Origin of the sequence: Spongiibacter taiwanensis (assembly GCF_023702635.1) — a bacterium.
GTDB classification, from domain to species: Bacteria; Pseudomonadota; Gammaproteobacteria; order Pseudomonadales; family Spongiibacteraceae; genus Spongiibacter; species Spongiibacter taiwanensis.
In genome coordinates, this window is sequence record NZ_CP098455.1 from 2,124,972 (window position 1) to 2,144,233 (window position 19,262).

General features: G+C 52.8%; 13 protein-coding genes. 11 read left to right on the forward strand and 2 right to left on the reverse strand.

Annotated features, from left to right (window positions below; translation table 11 throughout):
* Positions 1-55: 55 nt before the first annotated feature.
* Positions 56-946 (reverse strand): transporter, encoded by an 891-nt coding sequence (locus NCG89_RS09855; protein WP_251086357.1) that lies wholly within the window; start codon positions 944-946, stop codon positions 56-58.
* Positions 947-1,301: 355 nt separating this feature from the next.
* On the opposite strand from NCG89_RS09855, the gene glmU reads away from it, so the two are divergent.
* The 10 genes from glmU to cfa all read left to right on the forward strand — a co-directional run bounded on the left by glmU (position 1,302) and on the right by cfa (position 13,165).
* A complete protein-coding gene (gene glmU, locus NCG89_RS09860; protein ID WP_251086358.1) occupies positions 1,302-2,669 on the forward strand; it encodes a bifunctional UDP-N-acetylglucosamine diphosphorylase/glucosamine-1-phosphate N-acetyltransferase GlmU in 1,368 nt (455 codons plus the stop codon).
* A 12-nt stretch (positions 2,670-2,681) separates the two neighbouring features.
* Complete coding sequence (gene glmS / locus NCG89_RS09865) at positions 2,682-4,511, forward strand: glutamine--fructose-6-phosphate transaminase (isomerizing) (protein WP_251086359.1); 1,830 nt, start codon at positions 2,682-2,684, stop codon at positions 4,509-4,511.
* 582 nt (positions 4,512-5,093) lie between these two features.
* Positions 5,094-5,609, forward strand: coding sequence for a hypothetical protein (locus tag NCG89_RS09870; RefSeq protein WP_251086360.1), 516 nt, complete (start codon positions 5,094-5,096; stop codon positions 5,607-5,609).
* Between the two features lie 83 nt (positions 5,610-5,692).
* Entirely contained in the window at positions 5,693-6,031 is a 339-nt protein-coding gene (locus NCG89_RS09875) for a hypothetical protein (protein ID WP_251086361.1), read from the forward strand.
* 96 nt (positions 6,032-6,127) lie between these two features.
* Complete coding sequence (locus NCG89_RS09880; RefSeq protein ID WP_251086362.1) at positions 6,128-6,631, forward strand: hypothetical protein; 504 nt, start codon at positions 6,128-6,130, stop codon at positions 6,629-6,631.
* A gap of 382 nt (positions 6,632-7,013) precedes the next feature.
* Entirely contained in the window at positions 7,014-7,301 is a 288-nt protein-coding gene (locus NCG89_RS09885) for a BLUF domain-containing protein (RefSeq protein WP_251086363.1), read from the forward strand.
* 908 nt (positions 7,302-8,209) lie between these two features.
* Positions 8,210-9,421, forward strand: coding sequence for a hypothetical protein (locus NCG89_RS09890; protein WP_251086364.1), 1,212 nt, complete (start codon positions 8,210-8,212; stop codon positions 9,419-9,421).
* A 67-nt stretch (positions 9,422-9,488) separates the two neighbouring features.
* Entirely contained in the window at positions 9,489-10,202 is a 714-nt protein-coding gene (locus tag NCG89_RS09895; protein ID WP_251086365.1) for a DUF975 family protein, read from the forward strand.
* Positions 10,203-10,856: 654 nt separating this feature from the next.
* On the forward strand, positions 10,857-11,750 hold the full coding sequence (locus tag NCG89_RS09900; RefSeq protein WP_251086366.1) for a DMT family transporter: 894 nt from the start codon (positions 10,857-10,859) through the stop codon (positions 11,748-11,750).
* A gap of 257 nt (positions 11,751-12,007) precedes the next feature.
* Positions 12,008-13,165, forward strand: coding sequence for a cyclopropane fatty acyl phospholipid synthase (gene cfa, locus NCG89_RS09905; protein WP_251086367.1), 1,158 nt, complete (start codon positions 12,008-12,010; stop codon positions 13,163-13,165).
* A gap of 72 nt (positions 13,166-13,237) precedes the next feature.
* On the opposite strand, the gene NCG89_RS09910 is transcribed toward cfa, so the two are convergent.
* Positions 13,238-15,577 (reverse strand): TonB-dependent receptor, encoded by a 2,340-nt coding sequence (locus NCG89_RS09910; protein WP_251086368.1) that lies wholly within the window; start codon positions 15,575-15,577, stop codon positions 13,238-13,240.
* Between the two features lie 783 nt (positions 15,578-16,360).
* Between NCG89_RS09910 and NCG89_RS09915 the strand changes: the two genes are divergently transcribed.
* Positions 16,361-19,099 carry a PEP/pyruvate-binding domain-containing protein gene (locus NCG89_RS09915; RefSeq protein WP_251086369.1) on the forward strand — a complete coding sequence of 913 codons (2,739 nt, stop codon included), beginning with the start codon at positions 16,361-16,363 and terminating at the stop codon, positions 19,097-19,099.
* The last annotated feature ends 163 nt before the right edge of the window (positions 19,100-19,262 follow it).

Here is a 19,262-nt window from a genome sequence, read left to right on the forward strand (position 1 = left end):
AAGGCAGCTTAGGCTGCCTTTTTTGTATGCATTTAAAAGAGCGGCAATCCCACCCTTAAAACGCATACAAGAAGCGTAAGAACAGGCCATGATCCAGGCCAAAGCCATTCTCAACCCGTAAATCCCGGCGATATAACGCAATGACCTGGTGGCGCGGTGTTGCATTGAACACTACCCCGGCTTCAGCCCGCCAATCATTCTTTTCGTTTTCCAGGTCGACACCCGACACCGTTTGCTCGCCGCCATAGGTGTAAGTCAAACCAACACTGACCTTCCAGTGTTCGTTGATAATTCGCGCCATCTTGCCGCCGAGTTGATACAGGGGCTCTTGTTCTAGAGTTTGTTCTGACGGCCCTAACTCGTCATTGTCGCCATAAAACGTCACGTCGCCAAGAAGGTCTGCCTGATAGCTGGTACCCACGGCAAAGGTAGCGCCCAGTTGCAGATTGAATTTAAAGCGATTCTCACCCAGATTCAGGGGCGAGCGCTTGTCATAACTGCCTGTAGGTAAAAAGAAATAGGGAATGAGAACAAGGTAGTTGCCCTTTGCGGGCTCGTTCACTAACCAGGCGCCGCCGGTTAACAGCAAATCCCCGGTCCCGCCTTCGCCACCTAAATTTCCATTGTAGCGGGTGCCCTCAAGCCGCCCGAAGGGCAACAGCACTTGCGGGTCAATCAACACGCCGCCCACTTCCATAAAGCGAACCAATCGCAGAATGTTTACGTTGGTGCGTAGTCCGGGGTCACCGGATAGCTTTTTGCCGTCTTTATAAAAGCTATCGAAATTGGAGAACTGGTTGTACATCAGGATCAGGTTGGTGCCATCGGGCGCAGAAACGAAATCCCCGGGATCAACTTCTATCGCTTCAATAATGTTGGAGACAAATAGTCCGATGATGAAGATAAACCCATTTGCCCAAGTGAGAAAACGTGAACGTCCTTGCATAGCTACAAGCCTATTTTAGGCCACCCGATTATCGACAGGCGCTTGTGCGTCAGCAAAGGCTGCTGGCTTTGCTGGCAGAAGCTTTATTTTCTTATATCGTACAATAACGAAATCAGCAGCAAAAGGGTAATGCTGCCAAACTGGAGGTGGGGCAGTCATCCAACAGCGATACCGGTTTGGGCCAATTCCCTGCTCAACTTTTTGCGGGCTTGCCGGTCCAAGCCGGACAAATTCAAATCGCGGCCCTACCTCTGAGCCCCGCCTGCTGTGCATACGGCCGTAAAGGCATGGCGAGCCAGCAGCGCATTGGTTAACATTTCAGACCTCGGGTCGCCGTCTACCAAGGAACCGTGTTATGTCATTGGAAATCGTTATCCTCGCCGCGGGAAAAGGCACCCGTATGAAGTCCAGTCTGCCCAAAGTGCTGCACCCATTGGCGGGTAAGTCGATGTTGGAGTGGACAATTGAAGCCGCATTGAAAGTGGGTGCTGAAAAAGTGCATGTGGTGATTGGTCACGGCGCAGAGCAAATCCAGCAGGCCATTACTATTCCCCAAGTGAACTGGGTGGAGCAACGCGAGCAAAAGGGTACTGGTCACGCCGTTGCCCAGGCTCTGCCGCACATCGCTGAAACCTCAACGGTGGCAGTACTGTACGGCGATGTGCCGCTGATTTCGGCCACTACCCTGCAAGATCTTATTACCCGAGTCGGTCAGCAGCGGTTGGCGCTGCTGACGGCAAATCTCCAAGACCCTAGCGGTTATGGCCGAATTGTTCGCAGCGAACAGGGTCAGGTTACCGCGATTGTCGAACAGAAAGATGCCAGTGCCGAACAGCTGGCCATTGATGAAATCAACACAGGTATTCTCGCCGCCTCGGGCGCGTCTTTGCATCGTTGGTTGCCGGCACTGAAGGCTGACAACGCCCAGGGCGAATATTACCTAACGGATATTGTGGCAATGGCGGTCGCGGAGGGGCACGAGGTTGTTGTGTCTCAACCGGCCAGTGTTCTTGAAATCCAGGGTGTTAACAGCCGGGTACAATTGCAAACCCTGGAAAGGGCGCTACAACAGCAGCGTGCGCAACGCTTAATGGAAGGTGGCGTAACCTTGGCAGACGCCAGCCGCATCGATATCCGTGGCGATCTCCGCTGTGCCAGTGACGTCAGCATTGACGTGAACTGCGTGTTTGAAGGCCAGGTGGAGATCGCTGAATATTGCACTATCGGCCCTAATTGCGTGCTGATTGATTGCAAGATCGAGCGCGGCGCGGTGATCAAGGCAAACTCCATCGTTGAAGGCAGTGTTGTCGGTGCCGATGCCGTGATCGGCCCCTTCGCGCGACTGCGGCCCGGCACCGATTTGGCCGAAGGGGTGCGCATCGGCAATTTTGTGGAGGTGAAAAAATCCTCCTTCGCCAAAGGCAGCAAAGCGAACCACCTGAGTTATATCGGCGACAGCACGGTGGGCAGCGAGGTCAATATTGGCGCTGGCACGATTACCTGTAATTACGACGGGGTTAACAAGCACCAGACGGTGATCGGTGATAAAGCCTTTATTGGCTCCAATACCGCCTTGGTGGCGCCGGTGAACGTCGGTGCCGAGGCAACGGTCGGCGCTGGCTCGACCATTACCGGCAATATTGCCGAGGGCGAACTGGCAGTGGCCCGGGCCAAACAGCGTAATATAGAAGGCTGGCATAGGCCGACCAAAAAGCAGTCGTAGCAAGGGGCAATTATGTGCGGAATAGTCGGGGCGGTGGCCCAGCGCGAAGTATCAGCAATCCTGTTGGAAGGTTTGCGGCGCTTGGAATATCGCGGTTACGACTCCGCCGGTATGTCGGTGATCTCTCCCCAATCCGGCCTTGCCTCGCGCAAAGCGGTTGGCAAGGTGTCGGCATTGGCGAGCGCCCTTGAGGCGTCGCCGCTGCCGGGTACCACCGGCATTGCCCACACCCGTTGGGCTACCCACGGCCAGCCCTCTGAGCGAAATGCCCACCCCCATTTGTCTGGCGATATTGCACTGGTCCACAACGGCATCATCGAGAACCATGCCGCCCTGCGTGAGCGCTTAGAGGGTCTTGGTTATCGGTTTGCATCCGAGACGGATACCGAAACCATCGTCCATCTGATCCATCATTACTACCAACAGCAACGCGACCTCCTCGGCGCCGTGAAGCATGCGGTTACCGACCTAGAGGGCGCCTACGGTCTGGCGGTGATCAACGCCGAACAGCCCGACCGTCTGGTTTGCGCCCGCAAGGGCAGCCCGCTGGTGATCGGTATTGGCATCGGTGAAAACTTTATCGCCTCCGACCACCTGGCACTGCGTCAGGTCACCGACCGCTTTGCTTATCTGGAGGAGGGCGATATTGCCGAGGTGGCGCCCGGTCATTTTCGGGTGTGGAATGCCGATGACGAGCCCGTTGTTCGCGATGTAAACCAGATTGATACCGCCGCTGAATCCGCCGATAAAGGCCAATACCGGCACTTCATGCTCAAAGAAATTTACGAGCAACCCTCGGTTATCCGCCGCAGTCTGGCCGGGCGCCTGGGCAGCCGCAAAGTGCTGACCGAGGCCTTGGGTGCCAAGGCGGGTGAAATTCTGAAGAACATTGAAAATGTGCAGATTGTTGCCTGTGGTACCAGCTATCACGCAGGCATGGTGGCCAAATACTGGATTGAGGGCTTTGCCGGTGTCCCTTGTCGGGTAGAGGTGGCCAGCGAATTTCGCTATCGCAAATTCAAGGTGCAGCAAAACACCCTGTTGGTAACGATCTCTCAATCGGGAGAAACGGCGGACACCCTGGCCGCGCTGCGCCTGGCCCAAACCCTGGATTACGCTGCCACGCTCGCCATTTGTAACGTTAACCAAAGTTCGTTGGTGCGTGAATCGGATCTCTTTTTGATGACCGAGGCAGGCCCCGAAATTGGGGTGGCTTCCACCAAGGCCTTTACCACCCAGCTGGTGGCGCTGATCCTGTTAACGGTCGCTATTGGTCGCTACCACGACCTCGACGAGGCAGAGGAAGAGGCGATCGTCAAATCTCTGCACGCACTACCGGATCTGATCACCGAAACCCTGTCCCTGGATGATGACATCAAAAAGATGTCCAATGCCTTTGCCGAAAAGCATCACGCACTCTTTCTTGGGCGCGGTGTGCAATGGCCCGTCGCCATGGAAGGGGCCCTCAAGCTAAAAGAGATTTCCTACATTCATGCCGAGAGTTATCCGGCAGGTGAACTCAAACACGGCCCTCTGGCTCTGGTGGACAGCGATATGCCGGTGATTGCGGTTGCCCCCAATGACGAGTTACTGGAAAAGCTTAAATCCAATCTTCAGGAGGTTCAGGCCCGGGGTGGACAGTTGTTTGTGTTCGCTGATAAGGCGGCTGGTTTTGAAGAGTCACCCGGCCTCGATATTATCGCGGTGCCCCATGTGGACGAGATAATCGCCCCGCTGATCTACACCATTCCCCTGCAACTCCTGTCTTACCATGTTGCCATTCTCAAGGGCACCGACGTAGACCAGCCTCGCAACCTAGCTAAGTCGGTGACCGTCGAATAGCCTAACACTCTAATTAAAACGCGTTTATTAACAATATAAGCTGTCGACGCCCAGTTTGGGCGTTTCTGGCTTTAAAATTTCTCCTCTCCACTGCCCGCTTTGCGGCAAGACCGCACTGTGGCCCTCTCGTCATACACGGTGGCTGTTGGTCGTAAACGGACACTCGGCGTAACTAAAAATTGCTCTCAAATCGCCACTTTCCCTTTCAGGAGCCTTGTGCGCACTATCACCTTTTTGCCGAGCCTAACTTATTGATTTCTATATGGGTAGGTATATGATAAAGAGAAAAGGAGCTTAACGCAGATAGAGGGAACGGGTCTTGCTAACATTTATCACTAGCTCCACGAAATGCATCTAAGTCCATGAAATCTCCAGGATTCCGGGTGCCATTCCAAATTTAGTCCCCGAGATAAGGAGCCTCAGTGATATAAGGCCCCGGTCTTCATAATAAAACTGTTACCTGTCATCCGGAGTCATAGATTGAGGACGCTAATTACTACTCTAATGCTGTTTTCTCTAAATGCGTTCGCCGCCCCAAGCATAAATAGTAAAAGCGGCATATTTGCATTTGTTGGAGAACAAGTGGACTTCTACAAATTTGAGCCCAACGCTGGTGATGATGTAATCCTCATGGATGATGCATTCAAGGCAAAGTACAAAATCTTAGAAAAAGTTCATGGAGAGTATAATTCTGACTTAATATCTTTTGAGGCCTACGATCATTACGGAACCCCTGCATTTTCAAGGTATAAATATGTTCTGTTGTTTGTCTCAGAGCATGATGGAAAAATATACCATGAGAAATATCAATTCTTCGATGTATATAAAACAAAGTCGGGGCGGTGGGCTCACTGCGGTACACCCTTTGACTACGAAGAAGATCGTGTGAAACCTAAGCCATTAGAGAATATAGAATTTAGTCCGGCTATCGAATATAGCACCGTCATGTATAACGAAGCGTTTGCAAAAGAAGAATTCCCGGAGCCAGTATTCGAACACGCGAATGGCAAAGCAATCTGCCGACAAGGAGTCTATCTCGATGAGCTCTTTCGGATAAAGAAATATGGAATTTTAAAGAATCGTGGCCACTTTGAGTAAAACAGGTAATAAGGCCGTCAAATTGACCGCTTTACCCTGCGCTTCAAGCGGCAATTTACGGCGGCGTTATAGGTCCTAGAGATTTGAGCAAGGATATCGAAATCGAGCTAGAGAAATTAAGAGGATTAAGGAAACTTTGTCATGGCCCATTAGCTGCCATGCTAGTGGCATTCTTGCTAGGTTTCGTTCTTCCTGAATCAATGGAGCCCTTTATTAAAGTTGTTGCGTTCGCTTCCGTGGCAGCTTTTTTTGCTACATTCTTTTATAGCTTCAAAATCAACAACTTTGTGTGTCCACGTTGCGGTCAGCGCTTTCATGCTAAGCGCAGTGATGGCGGCTGGTACAGTTACAATCTGTTTGCCCGGAAATGCAAAAATTGCGGCCTAATGCTAAACGGCGGTAATGCACATGAGCACCTATAAAAACGCGGTGTTGTCGCCTTCGGCAGGGACTGGGGACAGTCAAAAACGCTGCGCTTATTTTGCCTGCCCCAACGCCGGGCGCTATGAGTTCACGCAATGAAAACTATGTTAATGCTTCTTCTCGCCGCACTACCTAGCTTGTCTTTTGCGTGTGACTGTCGAGGGTATAATATTGAAGAAGCTTTCAACGAATATGAGATTGTGTTTCGTGGTGTCGTGAAAAGTACTGGTAGTAAATGGGTTTGGGAAAAAGGTTATTGGTTTCCAAATACTTTAAATAAAGTGAAAATGGAGGTCATTAAGTCTTACAAAGGGAAGCAGGATAAAAATACGATAGTGTTCACGAGGCCAACGATTAACGCCTGTGGCTACCCTTTCAAGATAGGTGTTGAATACGTTGTATTTGCTTACATTGGCACGAAAGAGTCAGCGAATAATGGCTGGGAAGTCGAAGGAGGAGCTATGGTATCCTCATGCAGCCCCACAATTCATTATAAGAAAGTAGAGTCAATCCATGAGCGTGAAAGGAAATACGTCGTTGATTTTCTTGAATCCAACTCATACAAGGTCAAGCAGCGGATGGAGTCTCCCCAAAAGTAGTAGACGCCTATCTCAACCTGAAGGCAGGCAAGTATAGCCACCATTCACAGCAAAGAACACGTCTAGGGGTAATAGGTCGTTCTTTCCAATGGCGACTTTCGAAGTTGAATACCGGCTTCACCTGCTCAGCAGGCCGGGTGAGCTTCAGGAAGTATCTTATTGAAATTAAAAGGCTGTTCTAGGAATGCGTGGCATCAATCTATTTTCATGCCGGGCAACATTGGGCTAATCAGAAGTACCTCGGTCCAAAAGTGGCAAAAATAAAGCGTTAGATCAGCAGAAATACTACCACCTTCACAAGGAAGGAATAACATTTATCCCCGATAAAGGTTGCCCTTGCCGCCAGAAGGGTCCACTGTCCAAGTTTGATCCTTGGAGAAATATGCCCTCATTTGGTCAATCTACTCCCGCCGGACATTCCATCAGAGAGCATCTCACTGCTTTCGTCTACATAAGTCGCGCTGAAAAGTCCTTTCCTTACAAGGAGATGAGAGCGTTGCTTGATCGCAGTCGCATCAATAATGAAAAGCATGACGTCACCAGCTGCCTTATTTACTGGCAAGAAGCCGTGTTTATTCAATACATCGAGGAGCCAGATGACACGGCACGCCAACTGATGAAAAATATCAGTCTGGATTCGAACCATCGAATCCTTGTCACCACGAATTAAACCGAGCTGCACAAACGTCGATTTGAAAATCGTCCACTGCTCTCAATTAGCGGGAACGAATCCTCAAACCAAACCGAGTGGTTGCTTCGCTTCAAGCTAATTGCGTTAGAAGACAGTAATGCAGGCGAAGTATCTGCTGGCCACTGGCAGCGGGTGATTTGGGAAGGCATCGATATGCTCGCTAATGTGCGTGGATTTGACGACTCTTCTCTTTGAGCCCCACCCAAGCCATGATGGTATGTTTCCAGTGACGCGGTAGACCTATCTGTAGGCGCAATGAGTCCTCTCTTTCGGCGTAGTATCTTGGCAGTAGCGATCCGTCCCCTAAAACAGAGCCGAGTACGTTTTCGTTAACCGGGGCGCCACTCATTGGTCTCGACTCCCGAGCTAAGTTGTCGCTGTTAGCCCACCACATCGCCGCTATATCCCAAGGTTAACTTTGAACCCTTGCACAATTCGTTGAACCTCAAAAATAAGTTGTTGAAGTCAGAATATAAAAATCGCTAGCGTGGCGACATAAGCAGCTCGGTCACCACTCGTTACGGGCTCAGCCATTCGGTAGCAGGGCAACGTTTATCTGTCATTGCATTCGCTGTGCCCTACGCTGAATACGACCGTGGTGAGACTATTTCGTCGGTATCATCTCGTATTTACCTCCCCGAATTTTCTGAATACCTCGCTGTAAAAACGACAACAATTTACCAAGAATAATTTATATCGTTAGTCGCCAAAGGGCTGCGATATCGAATTTGTATTGATGGAGATAGAAAATAATGAAATACCCGAGCCTTTTGTTATCACGGCTAATAACACTGCTATTGCTATCGTGCCCAGCCCTTGCCTTAGAGGTAGAGCAATTAGCACCTTTCCAAATAGAGCCGGTTGGAGCTGGTGAGCGTGGCGGTGAAGTGTTCTATTCCCTGCGGTCCTTCGCCAACGGTGGCCACGATCTAGTGCATGACATTCCAGCCGATCAACGCAGTGGTAGCAAAACCCTGTCAGCCGTTTTTAAGGATACCGGCAGTCGCTGGGTCTATTTGGCAACGCGAAAAAGTGGGGTGATTCACCGTACCTACTTTGATTTGCTTAATGGCCGCGCGGGTCAGCGCAGTCCAGAACATGGTGCCCGCATTGCCCATCTAGGCGGGGGCTGGCATCGGGTTGCCGTTGATTTTCAGGGTAGCAATGTCACCAGCGTCCATTTCGGTATCGCCGGCGGCAATGGTGCACCGTACTTTTCCGCCAATCCTGGCACCGACAGAGTGTTCTTTACCGAGCCCGAACTTTCTGGAGGCAGTGTGAGCCTTGCCAGTGCAGCAGCCAGCGAGAAGGGCCTGTGGGTATGGCGGGCAGACCCGGTACTGGACCAGGGCGAGCGTACTGCCCTGGTAAACTTTATGAGCGGTAAAGGCTTGAATGCAGCGTATGTTGATGCGCGCATCCCCGTTCTTAACAATCATTACATGCTGTCGGAGTTTATTCGCACTCTCAGCCGGCAGGGCATCGCGGTCGAGTTGATGTTTGGTAAGCCGGAGTGGGCATTGTTTGAACATCACCATGAGGTGCTGAACCTGGTCGATCAGAGCATCGAATACCTGCGGCGCCATCCAGAGGAGGCGCCGGTGGCAGTGCATTTGGATATTGAGGCGCACTTGGTGGGCCAGTGGCAGGACAATCGTAATAGCGTGGCCAATCAACTCCTGGACCTGCTTGCCAAGGTGCGCTCTCGGCTTGCTGGCACCGGCTTGCCGCTGGTGGTGGATATCCCCGTGTGGTGGGACACTTTTTCGGTGACCCGCAATGGTGTCAGTCGACCCCTGCACCAGTGGGTAATTGACGGCAGCGATCGAACGGTGCTGATGGATTACCGGGATACTGAGAGTCGCATCGTTAATGATGCCTCACAGGAGCTGCAGTACGCGGCGAGCAAGGGCAAGCAAGTGGTTGTCGGTGTGGAAACCATGTGCATTCCCCCGGAGTTGATTACCTTTTGTGAAGAAGGCGCCCGGGTGATGGAGTCGGTGTTGGCAAATGTTGATCGGCGCCTGAAGGCTGACCAGGCAGCCTATCGTGGCACGGCGGTTCACCACTACCACGCCTACCGTAACTTGAGACCATAAGCAGCGCGCCTCAACATAGAAAACACTGGCATAATGCTAGCCTTACTGAAACCAGGAAGGATTTTCGATGAGCCAGGAGCCCGAGTCAGTCACGCAGGCGGCGCAGCCAACATTCAGCATTGGCCATGCGCTGAATGAGGGGATGCGCCTCAGTAATGGCGCAAAATGGCCTATTTTCAAGGCGCTGTTGTTATCGCTGCTGGTGATGATTCCCGCTGGCTTGATCTTTCAGGTCTTTCCCGGGATTTTGCAGGAGCGTAACCCTTACTCCAACTTGGCGATGTTCTTGGGCATCGCCGGACAGGTGGCCTATATCTTCTTTACCAATCCGCTGACGGCGGCCTTTACCCTGATTGGTGCCGAGCGTGCGGCGGGCCGCGATGTTCGGCCTCGGCAGGTTTTTGATTATTACCACCGCGCCTGGCCGCTGCTGTTGTTATACATCGTGATGGTTGTGCTGATGTTCCTGGGCTTTCTGGCGCTTATTATTCCCGGCATTTACCTCAGTGTGGCCTACATCTTCGCGATGCCTCTGTCCGCGGACAAAGGGCTTTCGTTTTGGCAAGCACTGGAAACCTCACGCAAAACAGTAACCAAGCACTGGTTTGCGATGTTTGGTTTTATTTTGCTGCTGTTGTTGATGAATCTGGCCGCGCTGCTGGCCTTTGGGGTGGGCTTGATCTGGACAATACCCTGGTCCATCTGTGCGGTGGGTGTGGCGTATCGACAGCTATTTGGCTATGAAGCAGACGATAGTGAACAGGAGTCTCTTCAGGCTTAGCCAGCGGCAGGTTCAAGGTTGAGCGACGGCGCCGTTACCTTGTCGAGCCTATCACCAAGGGTAGGCTTGAACGTCGGGTGCTGGCCTGGTCAGGTCCGCTTCTTGGCGTTGCGCAGCCACAGCACACTGTGGGGAATGGACAGCGTTGCAGCGATAATCAATGTCACCATAGCGAATTCCAGCATTGTATTGCCCTCCTTGAGCGCGACAGTGGTTTGAGAGTAAACGCAAATGTAGGGATATTCCACTACATAAACGTGTCGTTAGCAGCGTCTATTTCCTCTTCAAAAAATATTGGTTTGTAGTGTGAATGGGTGAAAAATATTCGGGGCAGTGGCTCGTCCTGGGAAAAGATCTCAAACTCAACCAGTTAGCCCAACGTTATTCCGCCACCTCGAGAATAGCCCGCCCGGAAATCGGCTTTGCTATTGCAAGACGTTTTTCGGAAATTGAATCGTGCGATCCGCTGGGCTTTGATAGATGCTATGGCCGAGGAAACCGATCCGCAATCATTTGACGTCGGGCTGGCAGCGATCAGACAACCTGCCGAATGACCTGATTATTGACAGCAATTACCGAAACCTGCCCGGTCCGGGCGGCGCGCCCGGCCGCCGGCTGTTATGATGCCCACCCCGCTGCCAGCCATTTATCTTTGTGAAAGCCTTAACGAATAATCCCTACGCCGTACTGTTGCTGGTCGCCGTGATCTGGGCGGGAAATGCCATTGCCGGAAAGCTGGCAGCGGGCCACGTATCGCCAATGCTGCTCACCTTGCTGCGTTGGGTGGTTGCCGTGGCCGTCATCGTGCCATTCGCTTGGCCCGATCTACGCCGGGATCGGGCGCTGATTCGTCGGCACTGGCGGTTGATGTTTGCGCTTGGTGCTTTTGGTTTTACCGGCTTCAATGCGCTGTTCTATTGGTCGTTGAATCACACCTCCGCAATCAACGTCACCATTACCCAGTCGGCGATGCCCTTACTGGTGTTTCTGGGCAACCTGCTGTTCTTTCGGGTGCCTTTTAACCCGCTGCAGTTAGTGGGTTTTAGTCTGACCCTGGTCGGCGTCGCTATTACGGTAAGCGGGGGTGATTGGCAGGTGCTGCGCCATTTGCATCTCAACAAAGGCGACGCCTTAATATTGGCTGCGGTGGTGCTGTATGGTGGCTACACGCTGGCGCTGCGGTTCAAGCCAGATTTTCATTGGCGTTCTGCCATTGCCTTGCTGTCGGTGTCCGCCATGATAAGCGCTGTTCCGTTGGCGTTATTGAAATGGCAGCAGGGCAATGCACAGGTGCCCGATGCGATGGGTCTGGGTGTGTTGGCCTACATTGCCCTGTTCCCTTCATTGGTTGCCCAGTCCTTTTATATTCGCGGTGTGGAGTTAATCGGTGCCAATCGCGCTAACCTTTTTATTAATCTGGTGCCGGTATTTGGTGCGGTGCTCGCGGTGATGGTGCTGGGTGAGGTGCTACATCTTTACCACATCGCGGCACTGGCCTTTGTCTTGGGCGGTATACTCCTTGCCGAGTGGAGCGCAAAGCGACGTTAGTTTCTGTGCTTCCCCTGCTATTCCCCTCTCTCTTGTTGGTTAAATACCTGCCAATTTCAGGCAGTTAGACCGCTTCCGTGAAAAGCATCGCAGTTTGAAAATCGACATGATTCTGCTCTTGGCGCAGAATTTTGTTAACGCGGTTTCGCAGTTGGAGCGCCGATCGGCCTAAAATTTGCTGAAAAATTTCTGTAGTCGTTATTGGAAACTGAGCACAGCATTCATTCAAACCTATCAAGGTATGAGGAGGCAACGCAGTGGGCAGTCTTACAAAAACTCGACAAGAAAACCGGGGGTTTCGCGGTAGCCCCTACGCGCTATTTGAGTCCCTGCTGAACAAGGCCGATATTGAAATCAATGGCTCGCGTAGTTGGGATTTTCAACTCCACGACAAGCGCTTTATCCCGAAACTGATCACCCAGGGCAACCTTGCTTTAGGTGAAGCCTACATGGCGGGGCAGTGGGATGCCCGTCGCCTCGACGAGTTTTTCTTTCGCATTCTGCGCCACGGCATTGATCAACAAATCAGGCCGCGGCAGGTGATGCTCGACTCCCTCCGCGCGCGACTATTCAATCTGCAAAGCCTGTCTCGGTCATTTCAGGTCGGCGAACAGCATTACGATATTGGTAATGAGGTCTACGAGGCCATGCTGGATTCCCGCCTGACCTACACCTGCGGTTATTGGAAAACTGCGGCCAACCTCGAGCAAGCCCAGACCGACAAGCTGGATCTGGTCTGCAAAAAAATGGGCCTGCGACCCGGCATGAAGGTGCTTGATATCGGCTGCGGCTGGGGCAGTTTCATGTCCTATGCCGCCCAGCATTACGGTGTGGAATGCGTTGGGGTGACCGTGTCCAAAGAACAGACCGAGTGGGCGCAACAGCGATACGCCAGCCTCCCTATCACGTTTCGCCTGCAGGATTATCGTGAGATTGACGGCCAGTTCGACCGGATTATCAGCTTGGGCATGTTCGAGCACGTTGGCCGCAAAAACCATGCTGCTTTTATGCAGGTAGCACGACGTTGCCTGAAGGAAAATGGCTTGATGCTGCTCCATACCATCGGCAAGAACCGTCGTCATTCAGTGGTTGATCCGTGGATTGATCGCTATGTCTTTCCCAACGGAGATTTGCCATCCATTGGGCAGATTGGCGACGCGGCCGATGCGCTGTTCGTCACCGAAGATTTGCATAACTTTGGCGCCGATTACGATAAGACGCTAATGGCCTGGCATCGCAATTTTGAGCTGGCGTGGCCAGACCGGCTGGCGGATAAATTTGATAGTCGCTTTTACCGCATGTGGCGCTACTACTTACTCAGTTGCGCCGGGGCATTTCGGGCGCGGGATATTCAGCTCTGGCAATGGGTGTTTTCGCCCCGTGGTGAGCTGGGCGGCTATGCCCGCCACAATTAAAAACCACAGCGGTAAAGAGCAAAAAAGGGCTGCAAATGCAGCCCAAGGGAGTGGTGTTATGGGTGGGGTTGATCAGAAGCGGTAAGCCACCGAGATACCATAGGTGCGCGGCATAGCGGACAGGCGGTAGAAGTTGTCCAGACCCTGGGTCGCGTTGTTCCAGTAGTACTCGTCGGTCAGGTTGCGGCCCCACAGCGCGGCTTCCCACTTGCCATCGGAAGACTGTACACCCAGGCGCATGTCTACGGTGGTGTAGCCGTCCACTTTCAGCAGGTCAGGGTCAGCCATTTCACCGGGGCGAAGGACTGGCGAAATCTGCGTGTTGGCGAAGACATCCTCGTCATAAAACAGGCCGGTGGTTTCGTCTTTATGCAGCACGTTGACGCTGACAAAGCCGAGCCACTGATCGTTGATGGGTCGCTCATAGCTGACTCGTGCAGAGACGTGCAGTTCTGGGGTCAGCGGGAAGGACAGGCCTTTGTAATTGATTTCATTGTTCAAGGGGTCAAAGTTCATGAAATCATCGGTGACTTTAGTGCGGGTGTAAGAGCCATTCAGTGCCACGGTCAAACCTTCACTGACCAGGAACTCAAAGCCGATTTCCGCGCCGTAAACCTGCGACTCTGGAATGTTCACCAGGGTTTCGAGGGGGCCAAACACAGGGTCAGAGATCCGGCCACGCAGCTGCTTGTCCTCGTAATCGTAGCGGAACAGGGCACCGTTGAGGCGCATGCGCGAATCCATCAGTGAGCTCTTAAAGCCAAGCTCGTAAGCCAGCACGCTCTCCTGGGTTACTACGCTCACCTGCTTGGCTTCAGAGGAGTTAACTGAGGGCACCGCGCCAGACTTGAAGCCTTTGTTGATGTTCAAATAGGTAAGAACATCATCATTCATCTGCCAGTCAATGCCGCCGCGCCAGCTGACATTGTCTTCGTCCAGTTCACGACGAACCAGGCCGGCAACGCCGTTATCGGCGGTGGTGCAATCGCCCGGTTGCAGGTTGTTGTTGCTCTGGTAAACCGCAAGCCAGAGTGCATTAAAGGCTGTCGCCATTTGGCCGTCGCCGGTATCGCCGGTACAGCCCACGTAGCTGCGCTCATCTTCGGTGTAGCGGGCGCCAACGTTCAGGGTCACTGTTTCGCCCACATCCCAGGCGGCGTTACCGAAAATAGCCCGGGTTTCCACGTCCTGGTTGGCGGTTGAAATCGCCTCATCGATCTGGAAGGCAGTCGATACCGAGTTCTCGTCGAAGTAGTAAATCGTGTTGTCTTCAGTCTCGTCTTCGGCGAAGTTCAGGCCCACGATCCAGCGCACAGCGTCGGTTTCGCCGGTCAGGCGGAACTCCTGGCTGATGGATTCGATGCTACCGAAGTTGCTCAAGCTGAAGTTCTGCAGGTCGGAGCCATCGGTATCCTGGTTGAAGTCCTGCTCGTAGTCCGAGTAAGCGGTGATGGAGGTAAACGTCAGATTGTCGGACAGGCTGTAATCGATCCGCACGGATGACTGCATAAAGCTGTCGTCACGAACCAGTGGTTGATCGGGGTTGGCATCCCAGTCCGCCGCGCGGGCGTCGTTTGGTGAGCGCGGATACGCGTCGTACTCGGGGTTGGAGGTGGCGTCCACCGAGTGGTGCACCTCGGTCAACTGGCCAGCTTGGGTATCTGATTTATCCACCCAGCCGTGCAGGGCGAACTGCATAGACAGCTTATCATTCACATCCCAGTTCGCCAGCAGGCGGGCCGCGAAGGCATCCTGCTCGCCCAGTTCGTCATTGCGGGTGTAGCTTTCTTGCCAGCCTTCGCCTGATTGCACGGCCTGGATACTGGCGCGTGCAGTCAGTCCTTCAGTGATCTGTCCACTAACAAAACCCGAGGTTTCAAGGGTTTGGAAGCGCCCGTAACTAGCATCAAAGCCGGCTTCAAACTCCTCAGACGGTTTCGCGGCAATGAAGTTGACCGCACCACCGGTGGAGTTCTGGCCAAACAGGATGCCCTGGGGGCCTTTTAGAACCTCGACCTGAGCCAAATCGAACATGGTGAAGCGTGACATCACCGGATAGGCCATAGGAACTTCGTCCAAGTAGGTCGCCACGGTGGAGGCCGAACCAAGAGAGCTGTCATCAAAGCCGATGCCGCGCAATGCGAACACCGGGGTTCCTCGAGGGGTTTTGGTGTAGACGAAGCCAGAAACGACTTTGCCCAAATCATTGGGGTCGCTGACGCCGTTTGCTTTTAGATCCTCACCAGACATGGCAGAAATTGACATACCAACGTCTTGGGCGCTTTCAGAGCGTTTTTGGGCGGTTACCACAACTTCTTCCAGTGCCAGATTGCTGCCCAACACGGATGTGGCAGGGGCGGCCAGCCCAAGACCTAGCATAGCGGAGACGAGGGGGTTGAACTTTGCTCTCATGGAGTTGCTCCTCACTTTTTAATTAGTGTTATCACGTGTGCAATTCTGGTTGCGTATCGAGTGCCCTATTTTGGGCGGCAGTAAAATCGCACGACTCAACCTAGAAGTAAATAAAGTATGAACACGGTGTGCATTTTTTAAAAGCAGTTCGGGGTAGGTAAATACCCCTATTTTGATATTTGACTGGGTGGAAAGTGGTTTAAGGCCTGTATTTTTTACTCGCAGGTTACAAAATTTATCGATTATTTTTGCTAGTTGCGCGCCGCGAAAATTCAATAAATAATTTTTTTGTTCATGTAAAACAATTAATTAGATCAACTTATTTAACGAAATTGATTAGCTGAAAGAAACCAACTAGTGATTCATAAAAGATTGACACGATGTTCATTATGGGTTGTCATACGTGTCACGGTTCAACGCGATAACAACGATAACAGGGCAAAGATTGCTCTTCCGGCTTGCAGCGCTATATCAGCTTAGCCGTCGTCAGGCGTAATTTTTTCTGAGGTAGGGTGCCAGATTTTGGCGCTCGGCTTCATGACGCCCGCACTGCGCTGATGCTCGACCAGGCCTTTGTTATCTCACGTAAGTGTGTCGCAGGCTTCCGGAGGTTGTGCCTCTGTTAAGGGGTTCAAAGAAACACCTTCCCAGTGGGTAGGGGAAATAAAAATCATGCTTCGGTCCTTCGGCTCGGGCCAAGCAGCGTCTCTAGCAAGCGTAACGTCAACCTGGCGTCGGTAAGGCGGGTGTGGATTGGCGTCAATCAATAAGAGGAGAAGTGCAATGTCGACATCCACAGTGTGGTTTAAAGACGAAGGAGCAACGGATATCAGTATCGTTGGTGGTAAAGGGGCCAACTTGGGTCGCCTGACAGCCGCCGGCTTTACGGTACCACCAGGTTTTGTTGTTAACACAACGGGTTACAACAAACACATGGAAAAAATCCAGAGCAGCGTAAACGCCATTCTGGAAACCGTGGACTACAACAATGCGGAGCAGCTGGAAGAGAAAGCGGCCGAAATTCGCAAGTTGATCACTGAAACAGATGTTCCTGCCAGTGTGGCCTCAGAAATTGCGACGGCTTACACCCAAATGGGTGAGGGCGTGTTTGTTGCGGTACGCTCCTCTGGTACTGCCGAAGACTTGGAAGGCGCCTCCTTCGCCGGTCTGCACGACACTTACCTGGATATCTGCGGTGTCGACAATGTGATCGACGCGGTTAAGCGCTGCTGGGCCTCACTGTGGACTGGCCGTGCGACCTTCTACCGCAACTCGCAAGGTTTCGACCACTTCACCAGCTCTATCGCGATCGTGGTTCAGACCATGGTTCAGTCTGAAATCTCGGGTGTTATGTTCACCGGTAACCCCATGAACACTGCCACGGATCAGATTCTGATCAACTCCAGCTGGGGTCTGGGTGAAGCCATTGTATCGGGCATTGTGACACCCGATGAGTACATTATTCGCCACCAGGGCAAGCGCATTCTGGAAAAAACCCTGGGCACCAAGGAAATCACCATCAGCCGCGATTTCAAATCTGGCAACGGCACCGTTGAAGAAGAAACCGCAGAGGATAAGCGCGCGGTATTCACCCTGTCTGATGCCCAGGCACAGGAGCTGGCTCAGCTCGGTCTGGATATCCAGGAAACCTACGGCGGCTTCCCTCAGGATATCGAGTGGGCCTATCAGGATGGCCAGTTCTACCTGCTGCAAGCCCGTCCCATCACTGGGGTTGAGTTCTCTTGGGATGCCGATGTCACCAACAGTGTGCAGGGTAATAACGACGGCATCGAGTTCGACGAAGTCTGGTCGCGTAACTTCCCTGAAGAAATGTGGACCGGTGGTATCACTCCGCTGATGTTCTCCTGGCGCTGCTGGGGTCTGAACCAGTGTCATAGCGTGGGTGTACATGCCTTCGGTTATCCCGAGCTGGATTACAGCACTCGCCGCCTGTGGATCTACAACAAGGGTGTTTCCTACCACAACGCCAAAACCGACCTGGAAATGATCAAAACCGCCGTGCCGCCGCAACTGCGTGCTGGCCTGCTGGAAAAGATCCCTATGGAATGGCATGAGGAAGCACTGAACGCGCCCTTTAACTGGCAGCGTTATCTGCAAATGTTCCAGAAGGTTGAGAACGAGCGTCCCGACATGGGCTTCAAATGGTGGGAGGTCATTCGCGATGATTTCATCGAGAGCGAGACCTACCGCGACGAGACTCGCCCCCTGAGCCAGGAAGAATTGCGTGCGATGTCTGACTTCGAGCTCAAGCAATACATCGCCAAAGTGGTTCGCCTGGAAGTGGCTTCTTACGATCCACCGTGGAACGGTCTGCTGTGGTACATGCGTGAGTCCCTGGGCTGGATCGGCTGGATGACCCAGAACTGGTACACCGGCGATCGCGAAACCATCATGATGGACTTGATGACCGGTACCCGTAACCCCACCGTTACTACCAAAGACAACCACCGCGTATGGTCGCTGGCGAACTTTATCTACAAGTCGCCTGAGCTGCTGTCCCTGTTCAACATGTACCCCAACGAGCGCTTCTTCGACTACGTTGAGCAGTGTGTCGATGGTCCCAAGTTCATGGAGATGTGGAACAAGCACATGGAACTGGGCGGTCACCGTGGCCATCCTGACCGGGATATTTACTTCGATCGCCGCCACGATGATGTCAATGTTGACCTGCGTCTGTTCAAGGCACTGATGGGTACACCAGACCCCTTCGTACAAGAACAGAAAATGACCGCTAAGCTGGAAGAATCCATCGAGCACGTATATCAGAACCTGCTGGAGCAAGAAAACGGCGAGTTCAAGGCTGAGGCCTTCCGTGCGCTGATCGATTTCAGCCACAACAGCCTGGAGTTCCGCGACAACGAGCGCGAGGTGATGGACTGGTCAACCTATGCCATCAAGCTGGGTTACGAGGAGGTGGGTCGCCGCTGCCGCGAGCAAGGCAAACTGCACGGACCGAAGGATGAGTACTTCTTGACCCAGGACGAGCTGTACCAGGTTCTGGATGGCACCACCGACCGTATGCCGCTGATGCAGGCCAAAATCGCTGCGCGTAAGAAGAACTTCAACGCCATCGACACCAAGGCTATGCATCCGCCCAAGTACCTGCAAAAAGGTCTGGCCGCTGCCATCGACGTACCCGAGCTGTCTGGTGATGGCGTACTGAAAGGCAAGTCCACCAGTATCGGTAAAGTCACCGGTACCGCGCGTGTGGTGAAAGAGCTGTCTCAGATTGGCCGGGTAAACAAAGGCGAAATCTTGATTGTGCATGCAACCGACCCGGGTTGGACTCCGGTGTTCATGCTGATCACAGGTATCGTTCTCGAAACCGGTGGTTTGATCTCCCACGGTGCGCTGTTGGCCCGTGAGTATGGCTTGCCAGGGGTACAGATCCCGGGCGCGCTGCAACTGATTCCGGATGGCGCGACCATCACGCTGGACGGTGACGCTGGTGCGGTCATCATCCACGATGATGAAGCCTCCTCTGACGAGGCTGCCGCGTAATTCGGTGTAAAACCCCGCCCCGGCTAATCGCCGGGGCGGTTCAAATTAGAAAATACTAATAAATGTTGTTGGGAGCTGGAGATGTCAAAACAGTCTTGCAGTAAGTTAGGGGTGATTAGTTTAGCAGTAACGCTGTCCGCTCAAGCCGTTCCTGGTTTCGCAC